The following is a 16,923-nucleotide window of genomic DNA, read 5'->3' as shown; positions in this document are numbered from 1 at the left end:
ATTTTTGAAATAGAACAACCAAATGAAATGGAGCAAAATATAAAATAGTAATTCTACCAATTTAAGGTATATTCCGTTTTAAATAACTATTGTAGTAAATGTACAAAATAAACTTGAGCCTAACAAAAAAAGAAAAAGGAGGATAACGAATGGCAACACGTGTATCTGTTGACCAATTTATCCATAGAGCTGAGGAAGTATGTAAATATGCCTTAGAGCAATTAGAAACTGCAAATAAACAAGAAAGCTATAATACAACTGAGTATACCGATGCGCAAAGATTGCTTAATGAAACGTATAATGACCTTCAGCAGCTAATGCTTAGTTCAGATAAGCAACAGAAAGAACGGTTATATCGGATGCAGCTAAAAATTGACCGTATTCAAAATGATTTGATTCTCGACCAAAATAACTTAATAATGTAAAGTTCCAAAACAGCCGGGGTGATATTCTAGTAAAACTGGGATATCTCCTTTTTTAATAAAAATTATTATTTCTGAATATTAATATTCGTCTTGAACAATGTCGAGCAACCAAATAAAATGAATAAATACGTATAAACGAATATTATATTAGGAAGTGAGTAAAGTGCCTAAGTCTTTATGGCTATTAATTATCGGAATGGTCATTAACATGACAGGTGCTTCTTTATTATGGCCTTTAAACACTATATACATTGTTGACCATTTAGGGAAGTCGCTATCAGTATCAGGGCTAATTTTAATGTTAAATGCCGCTGCAGGGGTTATTGGGAATCTTGTTGGTGGATTTTTATTTGATCGAATTGGTGGTTATAAGTCAATTATCTCAGGGATTATCGTCACGCTAGTAGCCGTGACGTTACTTATATTTTTCCATAGCTTTACGTATTATGTAATTTTCATCATTATAATCGGATTTGGATCTGCGGTAGTGTTTCCTGGCATGTATGCAATGGCTGGGGCTGTCTGGCCTTCAGGTGGTAGAAAACCGTTTAATGCGATTTATGTAGCAACAAATTTTGGAGTTGCTTTGGGAGCAGCGATCGGCGGATTTGTTGCCTCTTTCAAATTTTCGTTAGTTTTTACAGTGAATGCACTGATGTTAGTACTATTTTTAGTAATTGCATTACTGACATATAAATCTATAGAAACTGAAATTCATAAAATGAAAGATATAGAAGTCGTTAAACCAACGATACAAATAAAAAATAAAGCTAAATTTATGGCCTTAATGGTATTATGTATAGGTTATTTTTTATGTTGGATTGGTTATGTTCAGTGGCAATCAACGATTTCAATCTATACGCAGCAGTTAAATGTATCACTTAAACAATATAGTTTATTATGGACTATTAACGGCGCATTAATTGTATTAGGGCAACCGATAGTTTCATTTATCATCCATCATTTTAATCGTGCTCTAAAAGTTCAAATACTAATTGGAATTGGTATCTTTATATTATCATTTCTAATTGTTGGAAATGCAGTATCTTTCACTGGATTTTTAGTAGCAATGATAGTTTTAACGATTGGTGAAATGTTGGCATGGCCGGCTATTCCAACAATTGCAAATGATTTGGCGCCAAGTGGAAAGGCGGGCTTTTACCAAGGGATTGTAAACAGTACGGCTACTGGTGGAAGGATGATCGGACCTTTACTTGGGGGAGTTATTGTCGACCATTTTAATATTGAATCACTTTTTTATGTAATCATTTTTTTCTATATAATAGCAGCAATAGCAACTTTGTTTTACGATAAAACGTTAAAAGCCTCAGATTTATTGAATGTAATAGATAATAATAGTCAAACGAAATCAACTGGTAACAACTATAAAGTTCTCTAGGTCTTGACAACGAACCAAAAAATTTCATAAAATACTGACTATATAATATAGAACAACTTTGATGAGGAATAGTAATAGTAAAAGTGCTTTAAGAGAGTTGACGGGTGGTGCAAGTCAATAAGCATTTTATTATGAACTCGCCTTTAAGTTGCAATTATGAACTTAAGTAATATTTGCCGTATTGCCCGCGTTAAGGGATGACAAGCGAGTGTTTATTTTATAATCTTTTAATTTCTAGATTATAAAATTGGACTAATGTGGGTGGTACCGCGGGAAGTATAAATTAACCTCTCGTCCCAAGTTATCAAGCTGGGGGCGAGAGGTTTTTGTGTAATTCCCTATTAAGGTATATATTTTATATATAAATGGTAATCTTGTATTGGATTGAACAGCTGTTAAACTTAAAGTTTTTACACCTGAGACTTATATCATACGCTTTTCAAAATAGTACATATAACATATACACTTAAATTGAAGGAGGATATATTATGGCGTTTGATCATCAATTAATTGAAAAAAAGTGGCAGGCTTTTTGGGAGGATAATAAAACGTTTAAAACATCTGAAGATAAGGATAAGCCAAAGTTTTATGCGCTTGATATGTTTCCTTATCCATCCGGAGCCGGCCTTCATGTAGGGCATCCAGAAGGGTATACGGCAACAGATATTCTTTCAAGAATGAAACGAATGCAAGGATATAATGTTCTGCATCCAATGGGCTGGGATGCATTTGGATTACCAGCAGAACAGTATGCGTTAGACACTGGCAATGATCCTGCCGAATTTACGGAAAAAAATATTAATACATTTCGCAGACAAATTAAATCACTAGGGTTTTCATACGATTGGGATCGCGAAGTTAACACTACTGATCCAAGCTACTATAAATGGACGCAATGGATTTTCTTAAAGCTTTACGAAAAAGGATTGGCTTATGTAGATGAGGTTCCGGTTAACTGGTGCCCTGCTTTAGGAACAGTGCTTGCAAATGAGGAAGTCATTGATGGAAAAAGTGAGCGCGGTGGTCATCCGGTTGAACGTCGCCCGATGAAGCAATGGATGTTAAGAATAACGGCATATGCAGATCGCTTGCTTGAGGATTTAGAAGAGCTAGATTGGCCGGAAAGCATTAAAGAAATGCAGCGAAATTGGATTGGCCGTTCCGAAGGTGCAGAGCTAACATTTAAAATAGACGGAACAAATGAGTCGTTTAAAGTATTTACGACAAGACCGGATACAATTTTTGGTGCCACTTATGCTGTACTAGCTCCAGAACATCCACTTGTTGAAAAAATTACAAGTGAAACACAGCAAGCCGTTGTATATGATTATTTAGAAAAAATTAAATCAAAAAGTGATCTCGAGAGGACAGATTTAGCAAAGGAAAAAACAGGCGTATTTACAGGAGCTTATGCAATCAATCCTGTTAATGGCGAAAAAATGCCAATTTGGATTGCTGATTATGTTTTAATGGGTTATGGATCAGGAGCGATTATGGCGGTACCTGCTCATGATGAGCGTGATTATGAGTTCGCAAAAGTTTTTGATCTTCCAATTAAGGCAGTATTAGCAGGTGGCGATATTGACAAAGAAGCCTTCACAGGTGATGGGATTCATATAAATTCTGACTTCCTAGATGGATTAAATAAGGAGGAAGGGATTAGAAAAGCGATTGAATGGTTTGAAACCAATGGGAAGGGAACGAAGAAAGTTACATACCGTCTTCGCGATTGGTTATTTAGTCGCCAACGTTATTGGGGTGAACCAATTCCAGTTATTCATTGGGAAGACGGAACAACAACGACTGTACCAGAAGAAGAGCTACCATTATTACTTCCAAAAACGGATAATATTAGGCCGTCCGGAACAGGTGAATCCCCGCTTGCAATTATTGATGATTGGGTTAATGTTGTTGATCCCAAAACAGGTAAAAAGGGACGCCGTGAAACAAATACAATGCCACAATGGGCAGGAAGCTGTTGGTATTTCTTACGGTTTATAGACCCACATAACAGTGAACGTTTTGCCGATCTTGAAAAGTTGCAACAATGGCTTCCAATCGATATATATATTGGTGGGGCCGAGCATGCAGTATTACATTTATTATACGCACGTTTCTGGCATAAATTCCTTTACGATATTGGAGTTGTTCCTACAAAAGAACCATTCCAGAAATTATTTAACCAGGGAATGATCCTTGGTGAAAACAATGAAAAAATGAGTAAATCAAAAGGAAACGTTGTGAACCCTGATGATATCATTAATAGTCATGGTGCTGATACACTACGTCTTTATGAAATGTTCATGGGTCCATTAGATGCATCTATTGCTTGGTCAACAAATGGATTAGATGGGGCAAGACGATTTCTTGATCGAATTTGGCGCTTGTTTGTGACAGATGATGGTGCTCTTAATCCGAAAATAAGTGGACAAGCTGATGAACGGCCACTAGAACGTGTTTATCATCAAACAGTAAAGAAAGTAACCGAAGATTTTGAAGGCTTACGATTTAATGTAGCTATTTCACAAATGATGGTGTTCATTAATGACGCCTACAAAGCGGAGACACTACCTAAAACTTTTATGGAAGGTTTTGTTAAATTAATGTCACCGATTGCCCCTCATTTTGCCGAAGAGCTTTGGGAAAAACTTGGGCATCATCATAGCATCAGCTATGAATTATGGCCAAGCTATGATGAGAGTAAGTTGATTGAAGACGAAATCGAGATTGTTATCCAGTTAAACGGTAAAGTCCGAACTAAGATGAATATTTCTAAAGATCTCTCTAGAGAGGAAATGGAAAAAGTTGCGTTAAATGACGAAAAAGTACAAGAAGAGCTATCTGGAAAAACTATTCGTAAAGTAATTGTCGTTCCAGGTAAACTTGTAAATATTGTTGCAAATTAAAAAAACAATTTTCTCAAAGGCATAAGGTTATTCTCGATAGAAGCCTTATGTCTTTAATTTTTCAGTTAATAATTTTAAAATAAAAACTTTTTAATAATAATTATAAAAAAGTATTGACGATAAAAAACGACATTATTATAATAAATATGTAAACATTACATAATAAAAAATTAGGGGGTTTTAAATATGGCAGAACGTATGGTTGGGAAACAAGCACCTCGATTTGAAATGGAAGCTGTTTTACCAAATAAGGAATTCGGAAAAGTAAGCTTAGAGGAAAATATGAAGAACGACAAATGGACAGTACTTTTCTTCTATCCAATGGATTTTACATTTGTATGTCCAACTGAAATTGTTGCAATGTCAGATTCTTATGAACTATTCCAAGATCTTGATGCAGAAATAATCGGAGTATCAACTGATACAATCCACACTCACTTAGCTTGGATTAACACTGATCGTGAGAAAAACGGTCTTGGACAGTTAAAATATCCATTAGCAGCTGATACAAACCACACAGTATCTCGTGACTATGGTGTATTAATTGAAGAACAAGGTGTTGCTCTTCGCGGATTATTCATTATTAATCCTGAGGGTGAGCTTCAATATTCAGTAGTGAATGACCTAAATGTTGGTCGTTCTGTAGATGAAACTCTTCGTGTATTACAAGCACTTCAAACTGGTGGACTTTGCCCGGCAAACTGGAAGCCTGGACAAGCTACACTTTAATCGAATATTCAGGCATTTGCACATTTGAATTTTAATTTTATCCGGAGATGTCCTTCCACAGGACATCTCTTTATTTTATGTTTATGAAATTATAAAATTTGATCCTGTGGATAAATACTATAGCACAGAGAGTAGTCGTCCAGCGCAAGCGCCCAGCGACTAGTAAACTTCGTTCATCTCTTTTGCGATAAGTCAACATCGACTCGTCCCTCGACGTGTTTTGTTTATCTCAGTCGATGCGCTCTTAGTTTATACGTCGCTAATCAGGGCGCCTATAGCTTTTGTTGATGATTATGTAAAAAGAGCAAAATGTCCTTCATTCAGACTTCACCCGGATTTTGAGCATCGGTGGCTCTCCGCCCTGCATTTATTCCAGCCAACCGTCCGGTTACTAGTGCCGCGGTTATATTATATCCACCTGTGTAACCATGAATATCAAGAATTTCTCCACAAAAATATAAGCCCTTTATTAGTTTTGATGACATTTCCTTTGGGTTAATTTCCTTAGTGGATATGCCACCACCGGTAACAAATGCTTTTTCAAAAGATAAAGTACCGTTTACTCTTATTTCAAATCCTTTTAAATCTTTTACAAAGGATCGGAATTTTTCCGTTTTTAAATTTGAAATCGTTGTTTTTTCATCAATTTGATTTTTTTGCAGTAAGAATAATAAATAGCGTTCTGGGATGAACCCTTTTAAAATATTTTTAACTGCTTTTTTTGGTTCTGACTTAATCATTTTGAGTAATCGTTGAAAAATCTCCTCTTCGCTATCATCTGGAAAGCTATCAACCGTAACTAAAATATTTTCAGTCTTATATTTTTTTAGCGCTTTTCCTACAAATTGACTACATCGTAATATAGCAGGACCAGATAATCCAAAGTGTGTAAAAATCATATCCATGTGGTGGGTAACGATAATTTTGCCATTAGGATTGTGGACGGATACTGCCACATCACGAAGGGCGAGACCTTGTAGTGACTTATCTTTAATAAATGGTTCAGAAGAAGTTAATGGAACCTCTGTTGGAAAAAGTTCTGTTATTGTATGCCCTGCCTCTTTCGCCCAGGTATAACCATCACCAGTTGAGCCAGTATGTGGAACAGATTTGCCGCCAACTGCAATAATAACAGTATGTGAATTAAAAATTGAACCATCATGTAGCTCTACTCCGACTGAATTATTATTTTCATATAAAACTTTTTTTACGGGTGTATTGTTACGAACGGTAACATTTAACTTATTTAATTGAGCAAGCAAGGCTGAGATGACCGTTTGCGACTTATTAGAAGCAGGAAACATTCGTCCATGATCCTCCTCCTTAAGCTCAACACCTAGTGATTCAAAAAAATGGATAATATCTTCATTATTAAATTCTGCAAATGCACTATATAAAAACCGACCATTACCTGGGATGTGTTTGATAAGTTCATCAATTGGAAGTCGATTTGTCACATTGCAGCGCCCACCGCCAGATATTGCTAGCTTACGTCCAAGCTTATCTCCTTTTTCAAGGAGAAGGACGGTTGCATTTTGTTCAGCAGCAGCTATGGCCGCCATTAACCCAGATGGACCTCCACCAATTACAATTACATCATATATAGTCATGGTATTCACCAGCTTCCTTATTGAAAGAATCAGTTTGATGTTTATGTTTAATAAAATAGCAATTAGAAAAAATTAGTAATAATTAGACTGTGAAGTAAATCATTTAGCAGGCTTGAAGTGGATATCAAGTAGTTCATCAAGTAGACCGTGAGGTAGTTCATCAAGCAGACTCTGAACTAAACCATCAATTAATTCACCAAGTAGACCATCAATTAGTTCACAAGTAGACTGAGGCCGAAGCAAAATGCCTAGATTACGGCATCAAGTAGACCATCAAAGTAGAAACGGGTATAGTATTGATGGATAATTAGAAAAGGCTCCCTGCTTTTCTACATTATTACTGTATGTTAAAATACAGGAGTTATCATGGCTTGTCAAATTCAGTGGATTCATCATTTAGGAGGGCTTTTATGTCCGGTTCTAATTTTCTCAGAGGCACGTTAATCATTACGGGAGCTACTTTTATATCAAAATTTCTAGGAATGATTTATATTATTCCGTTTTATAGTATTGTTGGAACAACAGGTGGTGCACTGTACGCCTATGCTTATATTCCTTATACGATTTTATTAAGCATTGCAACATTAGGAGTGCCATTGGCTGTTTCAAAGTTTGTCTCTAAATATAATGCGATGGGCGATTATTATTCAGGGAGAAAATTATTTAAGGCTGGCTTATGGTTATTATTTATTAGCGGTTTCCTAGGTTTTTTGATTTTGTTTTTACTAGCTCCTTGGTTAGCACCAATTATAAATGGGGAAAATGAATATGGGTTAACAAATGATGAGGTAACATATGTCATTCGCATGGTTAGTACAGCCATCATAATTGTCCCAATGATGAGTATTATTAGAGGCTTCTTTCAAGGTCACCAATCAATGGGACCGACCGCTGTATCCCAAGTCGTAGAACAAATTGTTCGTATTTTGTTTTTGCTTATTGGAAGCTATATTGTCATGAATGTTTTAAAGGGAGATTTACATAAAGCAGTTGGTTTATCTGTTTTCGCCGCCACAATCGGAGCCATTGCCGGTATGATTGTCCTACTAACGTACTGGTTTAGGCGGAAAAGGCACTTAAATGAGCTTTTAGAAAAAAGTACATCGACAAGTAATTTAACAACAAAGGAAATGCTGCTTGAATTATTATCGTATGCAGGACCGTTTGTATTTGTTGGGTTAAATATATCGTTATATCAATTAGTAGACGAGTTTACTTTCAACCGAGCAATGGAAAGTATCGGAAAAGGCGGTCCATATTCGGTAGATTTATTTTCAATATTAAATATGTATGGACATAAATTAATAATGATTCCTGTTTCACTAGCAACAGCATTTGGTTTAACGCTTGTACCAACCATTACAGAAGCCTTTACGGATCAGAATCGGAAGTTATTGAATAAACAGATTACCCAAGCGTTGCAGATTATCGTTTTCTTAACATTCCCAGCAGTTATGGGATTATCAATTCTTTCTGGCCCGACGATCGGCGCTTTATTAAGTATAGATCAAATTGCGACTGGAGAAGGCGTTATTCGCTATTATGCACCGGTTGCACTTTTATTTGCGTTATTTACAGTTACGGCAGCGATTTTACAAGGTATTAATCAGCAACGATTCGCTGTCTATAGTATTAGCGTAGGGATTCTCATTAAAATCATTTTAAATGTGCCGTTCATTAAGGCTTTCGAGGTTTATGGTGCAATTTGGGCGACTGCTATCGGATTTTTGTTTTCAATTTTGATTAACCTCTGGGCTATTAAGAGATATGCAAACTTTCGCTACGAGTACTTTATACGGCGGAGCATGTTGATTGCTATATTTGTAGGAATGATGATGGTAGTTGTATATGGCGTTCAAAAGGTTCTTTCATATTTTGTAAACTATGAGGATGGCCGTGGCCAATCTATAATTGTTTTATCATGTGCAGTAATTGCAGGGATGTTAGTGTATGCATGGCTAAGTTTGAAAACAAATTTAGCGGGAGTAATACTTGGCTATCGTTTTCAATTTTTAAATACGAGAAATAAAGGTAATGACAGTATTTAAAAAGAATGTTGCTGAAAGGAAAACAAGGCGAACGATAGGCTCGCCTTGAATGTCAATCGTAATTTTAGAATTGCGTATCAAGAGCGTAGCCTAGCTGGCGTTCCACACGTTGCAAGCGTCTGTTTAATCGGTTAATACGTTGTTCATGGCGCTGTAACGTATTTTCTATGCGATCTAAGCGGCGATCCACATTTTGCCCGCCACCAGGGAAACCAGGGAAACCGCCACCCGGGAAGCCACCCCCAGGGAACCCAAACTGGCGATAATAATCATAATCGTACATGAATCCTCTCTCCTTTCTTATATTCGTTAATACTTTATGCGATTATGATAAATATGGAATAGACGAGTGCCTAAAAACACCGTAAAAGGTATTTCGAAGGGGGTATTGTATTGCGAATTGATAAGTTTTTAGCCAATTCTGGCTTTGGGAGTAGAAAGGAAGTAAAAAAGCTTCTCAAAACAGGTGCAGTAAAAATAAATGATGAGGTTGTTAAAGATTCACAAACGCAGCTTACACCTGAGGTGGATGGGGTTACTGTTCACGGGGAGATTGTAGAATATAAGGAATATATATATTTAATGATGAATAAGCCTAGTGGGGTCATTTCGGCAACTGAGGATAATCACGAAACAACAGTCATTGACTTATTAGAACTGGACGATCAAAGATTTGAGCCGTTTCCAGTTGGCAGACTAGACAAAGATACGGTCGGTTTATTGATACTCACGAATGATGGGAAATTAGCACACCGGCTTTTATCTCCCAAAAAGCATGTTCCAAAAACATACTACGCAAAAATTGAGGGAGTTGTAACAGAAGACGATATAGAACGATTTCGAAGCGGAGTCACACTTGAGGATGGATATATCACAAAGCCTGCGGAACTAGTAATTTTGTCATCTGGTAATGAATCGGAAATAGAATTAACGATTACTGAAGGGAAATTTCATCAAGTAAAGCGGATGTTTATCGCCGTTGGGAAGAAAGTCAGCTTTCTGATGAGAATTAAAATGGGACCTTTATTACTTGATCAAACATTAAAGCAAGGGGAATACCGTGACTTAACGAATGAAGAGATAGAATTACTAAAAAGTACTACATAAAACTTGTTGTGATATCTTGTTAGTCTTTGTTAGTATAGTTCAATTTATCACAAAGGTGACTTTTCCGAAAACTAAAACCGCCCGTTTTTTTACGGGCGGTTGTGCATACTTTATAATCAAGTTATGATATTTTAACCTTCTTTTCTGTTGTCGTCCAAAATCCTCTACTTGGACTACAAACTAAATCATTGTACGTAAGTACATTTAAGTCTCTTTGAATTGTTCGATGAGTAGTTCCAAATTCTTCTACAAGTTCTTGGGTTGATACAGTTCCTTTTTCATTAATAAATAGGTAGACTGATTTAATACGGTTTAGCATACGGGCAGTTGGGCTCAAAAAACCACTCCTTAATGTAATGTTCAAGATGAATTGAACAAGAAATTAAATAGAGGTGATGCTTCTTACCATTTAAACTCCAAAACCTAAGTAGTAATACTAATGGATACAATTTTATCATACACTATCTTAGTTAAAAGTTACCACCCATTATGTCAAATTTCAACAGAATTTAAATAATTTATAGTAAATGTGTCTATTGACCCACCTCACTTTTTCTTTTTTCTATAATAATATATTTAGTCGCCTGAATATTATGACAATTTAGCGGTATGTTACATATAAAATCTACACGATTATAGCCAAGATTAGTGTTACTTTCAATCTCATTAGATAAAAAGGGGCTGAATTAGATGCCAATCGAAATTAATTGGATGGAAGAAGTAAATAAACGTAAAAGTAGTATCATTGAGGATACGCAAAAATTTTTACAAATTAAAAGTGTATTAGATGAAAATGAAACGTCTATAGATGCTCCCTTAGGCGTAGGAATAGCGAAAGCATTACAATTTTTACTTAATAAAGGAGAAAATGATGGATTTATCGTAAAAAATTTAAATGGTCTTGCAGGTCATATTGAGTATGGAACAGGTAAGGAGTTAATCGGGATTTTATGCCACGTTGATGTTGTTCCTGAAGGTGACGGCTGGACGAGTGATCCTTATGGTGCTGAAATTAGAGAAAATAAAATTTTTGCTAGGGGAGCAATTGACGATAAAGGTCCAACGATAGCGGCCTATTATGCTCTCAAAATAGTTAAAGAACTAGGAGAACCATTTCAAAAAAGAGTAAGAATTATTTTGGGAACAGATGAAGAAAGCAATTGGCGTTGTGTAGACCATTACTTTAAACACGAGGAAATGCCAACTATGGGGTTTGCGCCAGATGCGGATTTTCCAATCATTAATGCTGAAAAAGGAATTCTTGATTTTACGTTAACCCAACATTTTCAAGCGTCTGGTGAACAAGGTGAAATTGTTTTGCAGTCTTTTCAAGCAGGGCGCAGATTAAATATGGTCCCTGATATGGCTGTAGCGATTCTTGAATGTAAAACAGAAAAGAGTGGAGATCTACTAAAAGAACAGTTTGTGCTGTTTTTGCAGAATAACAATGTAAAAGGGAAAGCTGTATTACGTGATCATACAGTTGAACTAAAGCTAGAGGGAATATCAGCTCATGGAATGGAGCCGAATAATGGGAAAAATGCGGGGCTATTACTCAATCAATTCTTAGCAAAGCAACATCTAGATAACAACGGTACTAAGTTTTCAACGTTTGTTAATCAATACCTCGGGCAAGAAACGCGAGGCCATACAATTGGCATTGCATTTGAGGATCAAATTTCAGGTGAGCTAACGATCAATTGCGGGATACTATCATATGACCGAGCTGGCATTGGAGAAATCGGCTTGAATCTGCGGTACCCAGTTAGTCACAAAATTGAGGAATCAAAGAAAAAAATAATAGCTATAGCTGAAGGGAATGGATTTAGCTACACAGAATTAGATGATTCTAAGCCGCATTATGTTGATGAACAAACACCGTTTATTCAAATATTGAAAAAAGTATATGAACAGCAAACAGGGGGAAAAGCAGAGTTACTTGCAATTGGCGGTGGCACGTACGCTAGATCATTAACATCAGGTGTTGCCTTCGGGCCTTTATTCCCTGGCCGTCCCGACGTAGCTCATCAAAAGGATGAATATATTGAAATAGAGGACTTACTAAGAGCAACAGCAATTTACGCACAAGCAATTTATGAGCTTGTAAAAAATTAGTTAGTTTAAAAATAAAAACTCGGCTCTAGCTGAGTTTTTTTAATGAATAAAAAGTCCTACTAAAGGTTTTCGGGAATTAAGAAAAAATTACCAAGTTATTAAAAAAAAGTAAAATTTTTATAAAATATGTCGAATTTTAACTTATATTGTGTAAAATGTATTATACAAAACAATTTTAAAAACTATTTTAAAAAAAGTTTGAGGTGAAACGATGTCCTCGAAAGCGACTGATTTCCAAACTAACAATCTATGGGAAAATAATGAAATTTTGCAGAAAATCATTAAACAAGCACCAATAGCAATTATTATTATTGATTTAAACGGGATTGTGAAAATGTGGAACAAAGAAGCGGAAAAAATTTTTGGATGGACGGAGGATGAAGTGCTTGAGCGCTTTTATCCACTTTTCTCCGAGAAAAATCAAAGTAAGTTTCGCCAAGCCTTTCGTCGTGTAGCCTTAGCAAAGAAGACGGTTGTTTTTCCTGAAACTACTAGGGCAAAGAAGGACGGTTCATCAGTGCCGGTTCGTATTCATAATGTACCTCTAGTTAGAAATGACAACACGGTGCATGAATTAATGATAACGATTGAGGATTTAACAGACCGAAAAACAGAAGGAATTATTAAAGAAACTATTAACGAATTGGAAAATATCAAATATTCTTTGGATGAGGCATCGTTATTAACAATAACGGATCCACGCGGGGTTATAAAGTATGTCAATGACCACTTCTGTAAATTGTTTCAATTCAGTAGTGAAGAGCTAGTGGGCTTTGACCACCGTGTAATTAACTCAAAATACCATCCGAAACAATTTTTTAAAAAAATGTGGTCTGATCTTGGAAATGGGCGAATCTTCCGTAGTGAGATTCGTAATAAGGCTAAGGATGGGACAATAATATGGCTGGATGCTACCATTGTACCGTTTATAGATGAAAATGGAAGACCATATCAATATATGTCAATTTGTAAAGACATTACAGCGAAAAAAAATGCTGAAGAGGAGCTACTGTATCTTGCCTACTATGATGAATTAACATCAGTAGCAAACAAGCGGAAAATGCAGGATGAGGTCAATGTAAGAATAAATAGGGGCAGACCTTTTGCTTTGCTATGTATAAATTTAGAACGATTTAAATCGATCAATGACTCCTTTGGATACAATATTGGAGATATGGTTTTAGTTGAAGTGGCAAAACGGCTTCTGGGGATTATTGACAAAGGCTATGTTGTTGCTAGAAAAGAAGGAGATAAATTTCTAGTACTTCTTAATAACAATGATGTTGAAAAAATCAAACAAACTTGCGAGAAAATACTTACTGAACTACCAAAGCCCTTTGAAATTAAAAACCACCGAATCTATACATCCACAAGTATTGGTGTTTGTACATACCCTAGTGATGGGAATAGCTTTGATGAACTTTTAAAAAAAGCGGTACAGGCCATGTATGCTGCTAAGAGCAAAAGAAGAAACCATTATAAGTTGTTTGATAAACAGTTGGAACAGGAACTAGAACGGAAGATTGTAATAGAACGATATTTGCGGGATGCCATTGATAATAATGAATTAAGCGTAAACTACCAGCCAAGGATTAAAACGAATTCGAAAACCGTTGTTGGAATGGAAGCTTTGTTAAGGTGGAATAATTCTTTGTTAGGGAAGGTTCCGCCAAGTGAATTTATTCCAATAGCTGAGGAAACAGGCTTGATTGTCCCAATCGGAATATGGACTCTGGAACAAGCCATTACGCAAACAAAAAAATGGCATGAACTTGGGCACAACAAATTAAAGGTTTCTGTTAATCTTTCAGTCATACAACTTCAGGAACCTAATATAGGTGATACGATCATTGGAATTGTAAAAAAATTAAAATTCCCACCACAATTACTAGAACTTGAAATTACCGAAAATAACTCTCTAGAAAAAAATTTTGCATTACTCGAACAGTTAAATAAGTTAAAAACATTTGGAATTCAAATTTCGATAGATGATTTTGGGACTGGCTACTCATCATTAAGTTATTTACGAAGTTTTCCAGTTAATCGTCTTAAAATTGATCAATCATTTGTACAGGATCTTGAGAAAAATGGTGATACGACAATTGTAAGGACTATAATTGCTATGGCGAAAAATTTAGATTTTCATGTTACAGCTGAAGGTGTAGAGACACAAAAGCAATTTGCATTCTTGCATGCTCATTCTTGTGATGAAATTCAAGGTTTTTATTTTAGTAGACCACTGAGCCCTGATAGATTTCAAGAGTTTTTAGAAAAAAATCGATCGTAATTTACTTACGGAGGCGACTTAGTTTTAAGGGGCCTCTTTTTCTTTGTGAAAAAATAATGTAAACTATGTTACATTACAGTATCATTCTGTATTATAACAACTTGTGGCAAAGAGAGTTGCCCAAAAAATAGGGGAGTATTTTCATGGGGGAAATTTTACGAGTCGTCTATCAAATTACTATTCTTTATCTTTTTTATTATATTGGTTTATGGATACAAAAAGCATTTCACTTGCCGATTCCTGGAAGTATTATGGGGATGCTGTTATTATTTTTATTATTGCTAACTAAAAAATTCAAGGCAAAATGGATACATAAAGGCGCAAGCTTTATGCTTTCTCATTTACCATTGTTATTTGTACCCGTAACTGTAGGTGTGGTAGAGTATTTGCACCTATTTAAAGGACGTGGATTATTTTCCGTTTTGGTAGTTGTGATAAGCACATTTTTAGTAATGGTTGCATCAGCAATGATAAGCCAGTGGATTGCAATAAAAAAAGAGGCTATCAATACGTCATTGAGTTATACTGGAAAGAGGGAAGAACTATGAAACTATTAATTGCGATAATAGCAATAGCTGGCACGATCATTACATATAACTTGATGAAAAAGATATATATTAAATTTTTCACACCATTTATGGTACCAATCTTAACAACTACAGTTGTAATTGCTGGGGTTTTATTATTTTTTCAAATTCCTTACGAAACATATATGGTTGGTGGCAAGTGGATTGTCCATTTATTAGGACCTGCTGTTGTTGCCCTTGCATATCCGTTGTACAATCAACTTGATACCATTAAGAAGTATGGAACCCCGATCATAGCAGGCGTTTTTTGTGGTACAATTATCGGAATAGTAAGTGGTATTGAACTCTCGATATTGTTTAAGATAGAAAAAATAACAACATATTCACTAGTTCCTAAATCTGTTACTTCTCCAGTTGCGATGGATATTGCTTCTGTTATTGGGGGGAATCCTACGTTGGCGGCAGTATTTGTAATGGTAGCAGGAGTGTTTGGTGCTGTTTTTGGCCCCTATTTGATAAAATGGATTCGAATCAATCATTTTATTGGTAAGGGAATTGGGTTTGGCACTGCTGCACATGGAATTGGAACATCGAAGGCTCTCGAGCTAGGGGAAAGAGAAGGCGCAATTAGTTCCATTGCAATGACATTATCAACTATTTTCGCATCAGTTTTAAGCCCGGTGTTTGTGTATTTATTATTATAACGATTTTATGTAATAAGCGGTATTAAAGTTTACCGCCTCATGGAGTGGAGGAAGCCTTGTGGCACAGTTAATTAAATTACAAGATTTTATCTCCCGTTATGAAACTGATATTTTTCGTTACCCAAGTCAGTATATTCGTCTAAAGAAAGAACGTTGGGAAAAGATTAAATCAGCTTGGTATAATAAAGAAATAATTATTGATCAGTCAGAAAACATTAACCATGATCTTAAAAAATATGAACCTTTTATTGGATTTGAGAGCTTTGATGAAAATTGGTTGGAAGATGATAATAAAGGATTTTTTCAAACGATAAAAGGATGGTTTAAGAAAACTGGTAACGAGGACATAGAATATAATGACTTAGAGACGTCTTTAAAAGAGGCGACAAGACTTTTCGGGGATGAGGTAAAGACAGAGGAAGATTTAAAAAAGGAATTCCTTGAGGAATTATTTTATTTCCAGCTAAATTGGGCAAGTTCTACTTTGAGAGATCGCTCAATAATAGATAACAGCTTGTATCATGACGAAGTTTTAAAGTATTTTTTACAACATTTTCCTGACAACTATTTACTTTTATATAAACCTACGTTAATAGTAAAAAAAGCTCCAATTGATTTAGATATCATTCTTTTAAGTCCGGTGACAACATATTGTATTTCACTTCTTGAAAGCGAAGACATGAGTGTCTATCTTACTGATAGAGGGCGCTATTGGTTTGAAGGCTCTGGAGAAAATGAGAAAAAGCGGATTAATCCAATGATTTCCTTAAATAGAACCGCTAACCTAGTTCAAAGCTATTACAAGCATTATGATATTGATTTGTCTGTGAAAAAAGTTGTATTATCCCGAACAGGATATATTGAAGGTGATTACGAACCAGTCAATACAACAATTATTGATAAACGAAGTTATAGCGATTGGTATTCCCGATTAAGAAGACTACCATCACCTATTAAATTCGTTCAATTAAAAGGTGCCCAAGCCCTTTTACGACATTGCCAATCAACTTATTTTCGTCGTACCGAATGGGAGCCAGATGAAGATGAAATTCAATGGTGAAAATAT

The 16,923-nt window shown here is 35.6% G+C and carries 14 protein-coding genes and 1 other annotated feature; of the genes, 11 read left to right on the top strand and 3 right to left on the bottom strand.

The features are described from left to right. Positions 1-149: 149 nt before the first annotated feature. The 4 genes from D612_RS0114330 (at position 150) to D612_RS0114315 (ending at position 5,459) form a co-directional block, all read left to right on the top strand. Positions 150-425, top strand: a complete 276-nt coding sequence (locus D612_RS0114330) for a YtzC family protein (protein ID WP_017756176.1) — start codon at positions 150-152, stop codon at positions 423-425. Between the two features lie 163 nt (positions 426-588). Then, positions 589-1,824: an MDR family MFS transporter gene (locus tag D612_RS0114325; protein ID WP_017756175.1), complete on the top strand. Its 1,236-nt coding sequence runs from the start codon at positions 589-591 to the stop codon at positions 1,822-1,824. Between the two features lie 49 nt (positions 1,825-1,873). Continuing rightward, positions 1,874-2,126, top strand: a binding site (T-box leader). Positions 2,127-2,312: 186 nt separating this feature from the next. Next, on the top strand, positions 2,313-4,730 hold the full coding sequence (leuS, locus tag D612_RS0114320; protein ID WP_017756174.1) for a leucine--tRNA ligase: 2,418 nt from the start codon (positions 2,313-2,315) through the stop codon (positions 4,728-4,730). 186 nt (positions 4,731-4,916) lie between these two features. Further along, positions 4,917-5,459 carry a peroxiredoxin gene (locus tag D612_RS0114315; RefSeq protein ID WP_017756173.1) on the top strand — a complete coding sequence of 181 codons (543 nt, stop codon included), beginning with the start codon at positions 4,917-4,919 and terminating at the stop codon, positions 5,457-5,459. A 320-nt stretch (positions 5,460-5,779) separates the two neighbouring features. Here D612_RS0114315 and D612_RS0114310 read toward each other — a convergent pair whose 3' ends face one another. Further along, positions 5,780-7,069, bottom strand: a complete 1,290-nt coding sequence (locus D612_RS0114310; RefSeq protein WP_017756172.1) for a BaiN/RdsA family NAD(P)/FAD-dependent oxidoreductase — start codon at positions 7,067-7,069, stop codon at positions 5,780-5,782. A gap of 410 nt (positions 7,070-7,479) precedes the next feature. On the opposite strand from D612_RS0114310, the gene D612_RS0114305 reads away from it, so the two are divergent. Continuing rightward, positions 7,480-9,117, top strand: a complete 1,638-nt coding sequence (locus tag D612_RS0114305; RefSeq protein WP_017756171.1) for a putative polysaccharide biosynthesis protein — start codon at positions 7,480-7,482, stop codon at positions 9,115-9,117. A gap of 64 nt (positions 9,118-9,181) precedes the next feature. Here D612_RS0114305 and D612_RS0114300 read toward each other — a convergent pair whose 3' ends face one another. Beyond that, on the bottom strand, positions 9,182-9,400 hold the full coding sequence (locus D612_RS0114300; RefSeq protein ID WP_017756170.1) for a hypothetical protein: 219 nt from the start codon (positions 9,398-9,400) through the stop codon (positions 9,182-9,184). 110 nt (positions 9,401-9,510) lie between these two features. Between D612_RS0114300 and D612_RS0114295 the strand changes: the two genes are divergently transcribed. Beyond that, positions 9,511-10,224, top strand: coding sequence for a pseudouridine synthase (locus tag D612_RS0114295; RefSeq protein ID WP_017756169.1), 714 nt, complete (start codon positions 9,511-9,513; stop codon positions 10,222-10,224). Between the two features lie 121 nt (positions 10,225-10,345). Here the strand turns inward: D612_RS0114295 and D612_RS0114290 are convergent, their stop codons facing one another. Next, positions 10,346-10,543 carry a DeoR family transcriptional regulator gene (locus D612_RS0114290; RefSeq protein ID WP_407637472.1) on the bottom strand — a complete coding sequence of 66 codons (198 nt, stop codon included), beginning with the start codon at positions 10,541-10,543 and terminating at the stop codon, positions 10,346-10,348. 371 nt (positions 10,544-10,914) lie between these two features. On the opposite strand from D612_RS0114290, the gene pepV reads away from it, so the two are divergent. The 5 genes from pepV (at position 10,915) to D612_RS0114265 (ending at position 16,917) form a co-directional block, all read left to right on the top strand. Beyond that, complete coding sequence (gene pepV, locus D612_RS0114285; protein ID WP_017756167.1) at positions 10,915-12,339, top strand: dipeptidase PepV; 1,425 nt, start codon at positions 10,915-10,917, stop codon at positions 12,337-12,339. Between the two features lie 211 nt (positions 12,340-12,550). Continuing rightward, on the top strand, positions 12,551-14,626 hold the full coding sequence (locus tag D612_RS0114280; protein WP_017756166.1) for a sensor domain-containing protein: 2,076 nt from the start codon (positions 12,551-12,553) through the stop codon (positions 14,624-14,626). 143 nt (positions 14,627-14,769) lie between these two features. Continuing rightward, a complete protein-coding gene (locus D612_RS0114275; RefSeq protein ID WP_017756165.1) occupies positions 14,770-15,174 on the top strand; it encodes a CidA/LrgA family protein in 405 nt (134 codons plus the stop codon). Further along, positions 15,171-15,857 (top strand): LrgB family protein, encoded by a 687-nt coding sequence (locus D612_RS0114270; RefSeq protein ID WP_017756164.1) that lies wholly within the window; start codon positions 15,171-15,173, stop codon positions 15,855-15,857. Before D612_RS0114275 ends, D612_RS0114270 begins: the two co-directional genes overlap by 4 nt. Before the next feature lie 58 nt (positions 15,858-15,915). Next, positions 15,916-16,917 carry an NERD domain-containing protein gene (locus D612_RS0114265; protein WP_017756163.1) on the top strand — a complete coding sequence of 334 codons (1,002 nt, stop codon included), beginning with the start codon at positions 15,916-15,918 and terminating at the stop codon, positions 16,915-16,917. The last annotated feature ends 6 nt before the right edge of the window (positions 16,918-16,923 follow it).

Source organism: Calidifontibacillus oryziterrae (assembly GCF_000331575.1).
Lineage (GTDB): Bacteria > Bacillota > Bacilli > Bacillales > Bacillaceae_J > Calidifontibacillus_A > Calidifontibacillus_A oryziterrae.
The sequence above is the reverse complement of the archived record's forward strand: the minus strand, read 5'-3'. Positions and strand labels throughout refer to the sequence as shown.

What these genes read in the sequence shown, in the direction of transcription:
- D612_RS0114280 (WP_017756166.1), top strand. Translation starts at nt 12,551, where the DNA reads ATGTCCTCGAAAGCGACTGATTTCCAAACTAACAATCTATGGGAAAAT.
- D612_RS0114310 (WP_017756172.1), bottom strand. Translation starts at nt 7,069, where the DNA reads ATGACTATATATGATGTAATTGTAATTGGTGGAGGTCCATCTGGGTTA.
- D612_RS0114270 (WP_017756164.1), top strand. Translation starts at nt 15,171, where the DNA reads ATGAAACTATTAATTGCGATAATAGCAATAGCTGGCACGATCATTACA.
- D612_RS0114330 (WP_017756176.1), top strand. Translation starts at nt 150, where the DNA reads ATGGCAACACGTGTATCTGTTGACCAATTTATCCATAGAGCTGAGGAA.
- leuS (WP_017756174.1), top strand. Translation starts at nt 2,313, where the DNA reads ATGGCGTTTGATCATCAATTAATTGAAAAAAAGTGGCAGGCTTTTTGG.
- D612_RS0114275 (WP_017756165.1), top strand. Translation starts at nt 14,770, where the DNA reads ATGGGGGAAATTTTACGAGTCGTCTATCAAATTACTATTCTTTATCTT.
- D612_RS0114305 (WP_017756171.1), top strand. Translation starts at nt 7,480, where the DNA reads ATGTCCGGTTCTAATTTTCTCAGAGGCACGTTAATCATTACGGGAGCT.
- D612_RS0114315 (WP_017756173.1), top strand. Translation starts at nt 4,917, where the DNA reads ATGGCAGAACGTATGGTTGGGAAACAAGCACCTCGATTTGAAATGGAA.
- D612_RS0114300 (WP_017756170.1), bottom strand. Translation starts at nt 9,400, where the DNA reads ATGTACGATTATGATTATTATCGCCAGTTTGGGTTCCCTGGGGGTGGC.
- D612_RS0114290 (WP_407637472.1), bottom strand. Translation starts at nt 10,543, where the DNA reads ATGCTAAACCGTATTAAATCAGTCTACCTATTTATTAATGAAAAAGGA.
- pepV (WP_017756167.1), top strand. Translation starts at nt 10,915, where the DNA reads ATGCCAATCGAAATTAATTGGATGGAAGAAGTAAATAAACGTAAAAGT.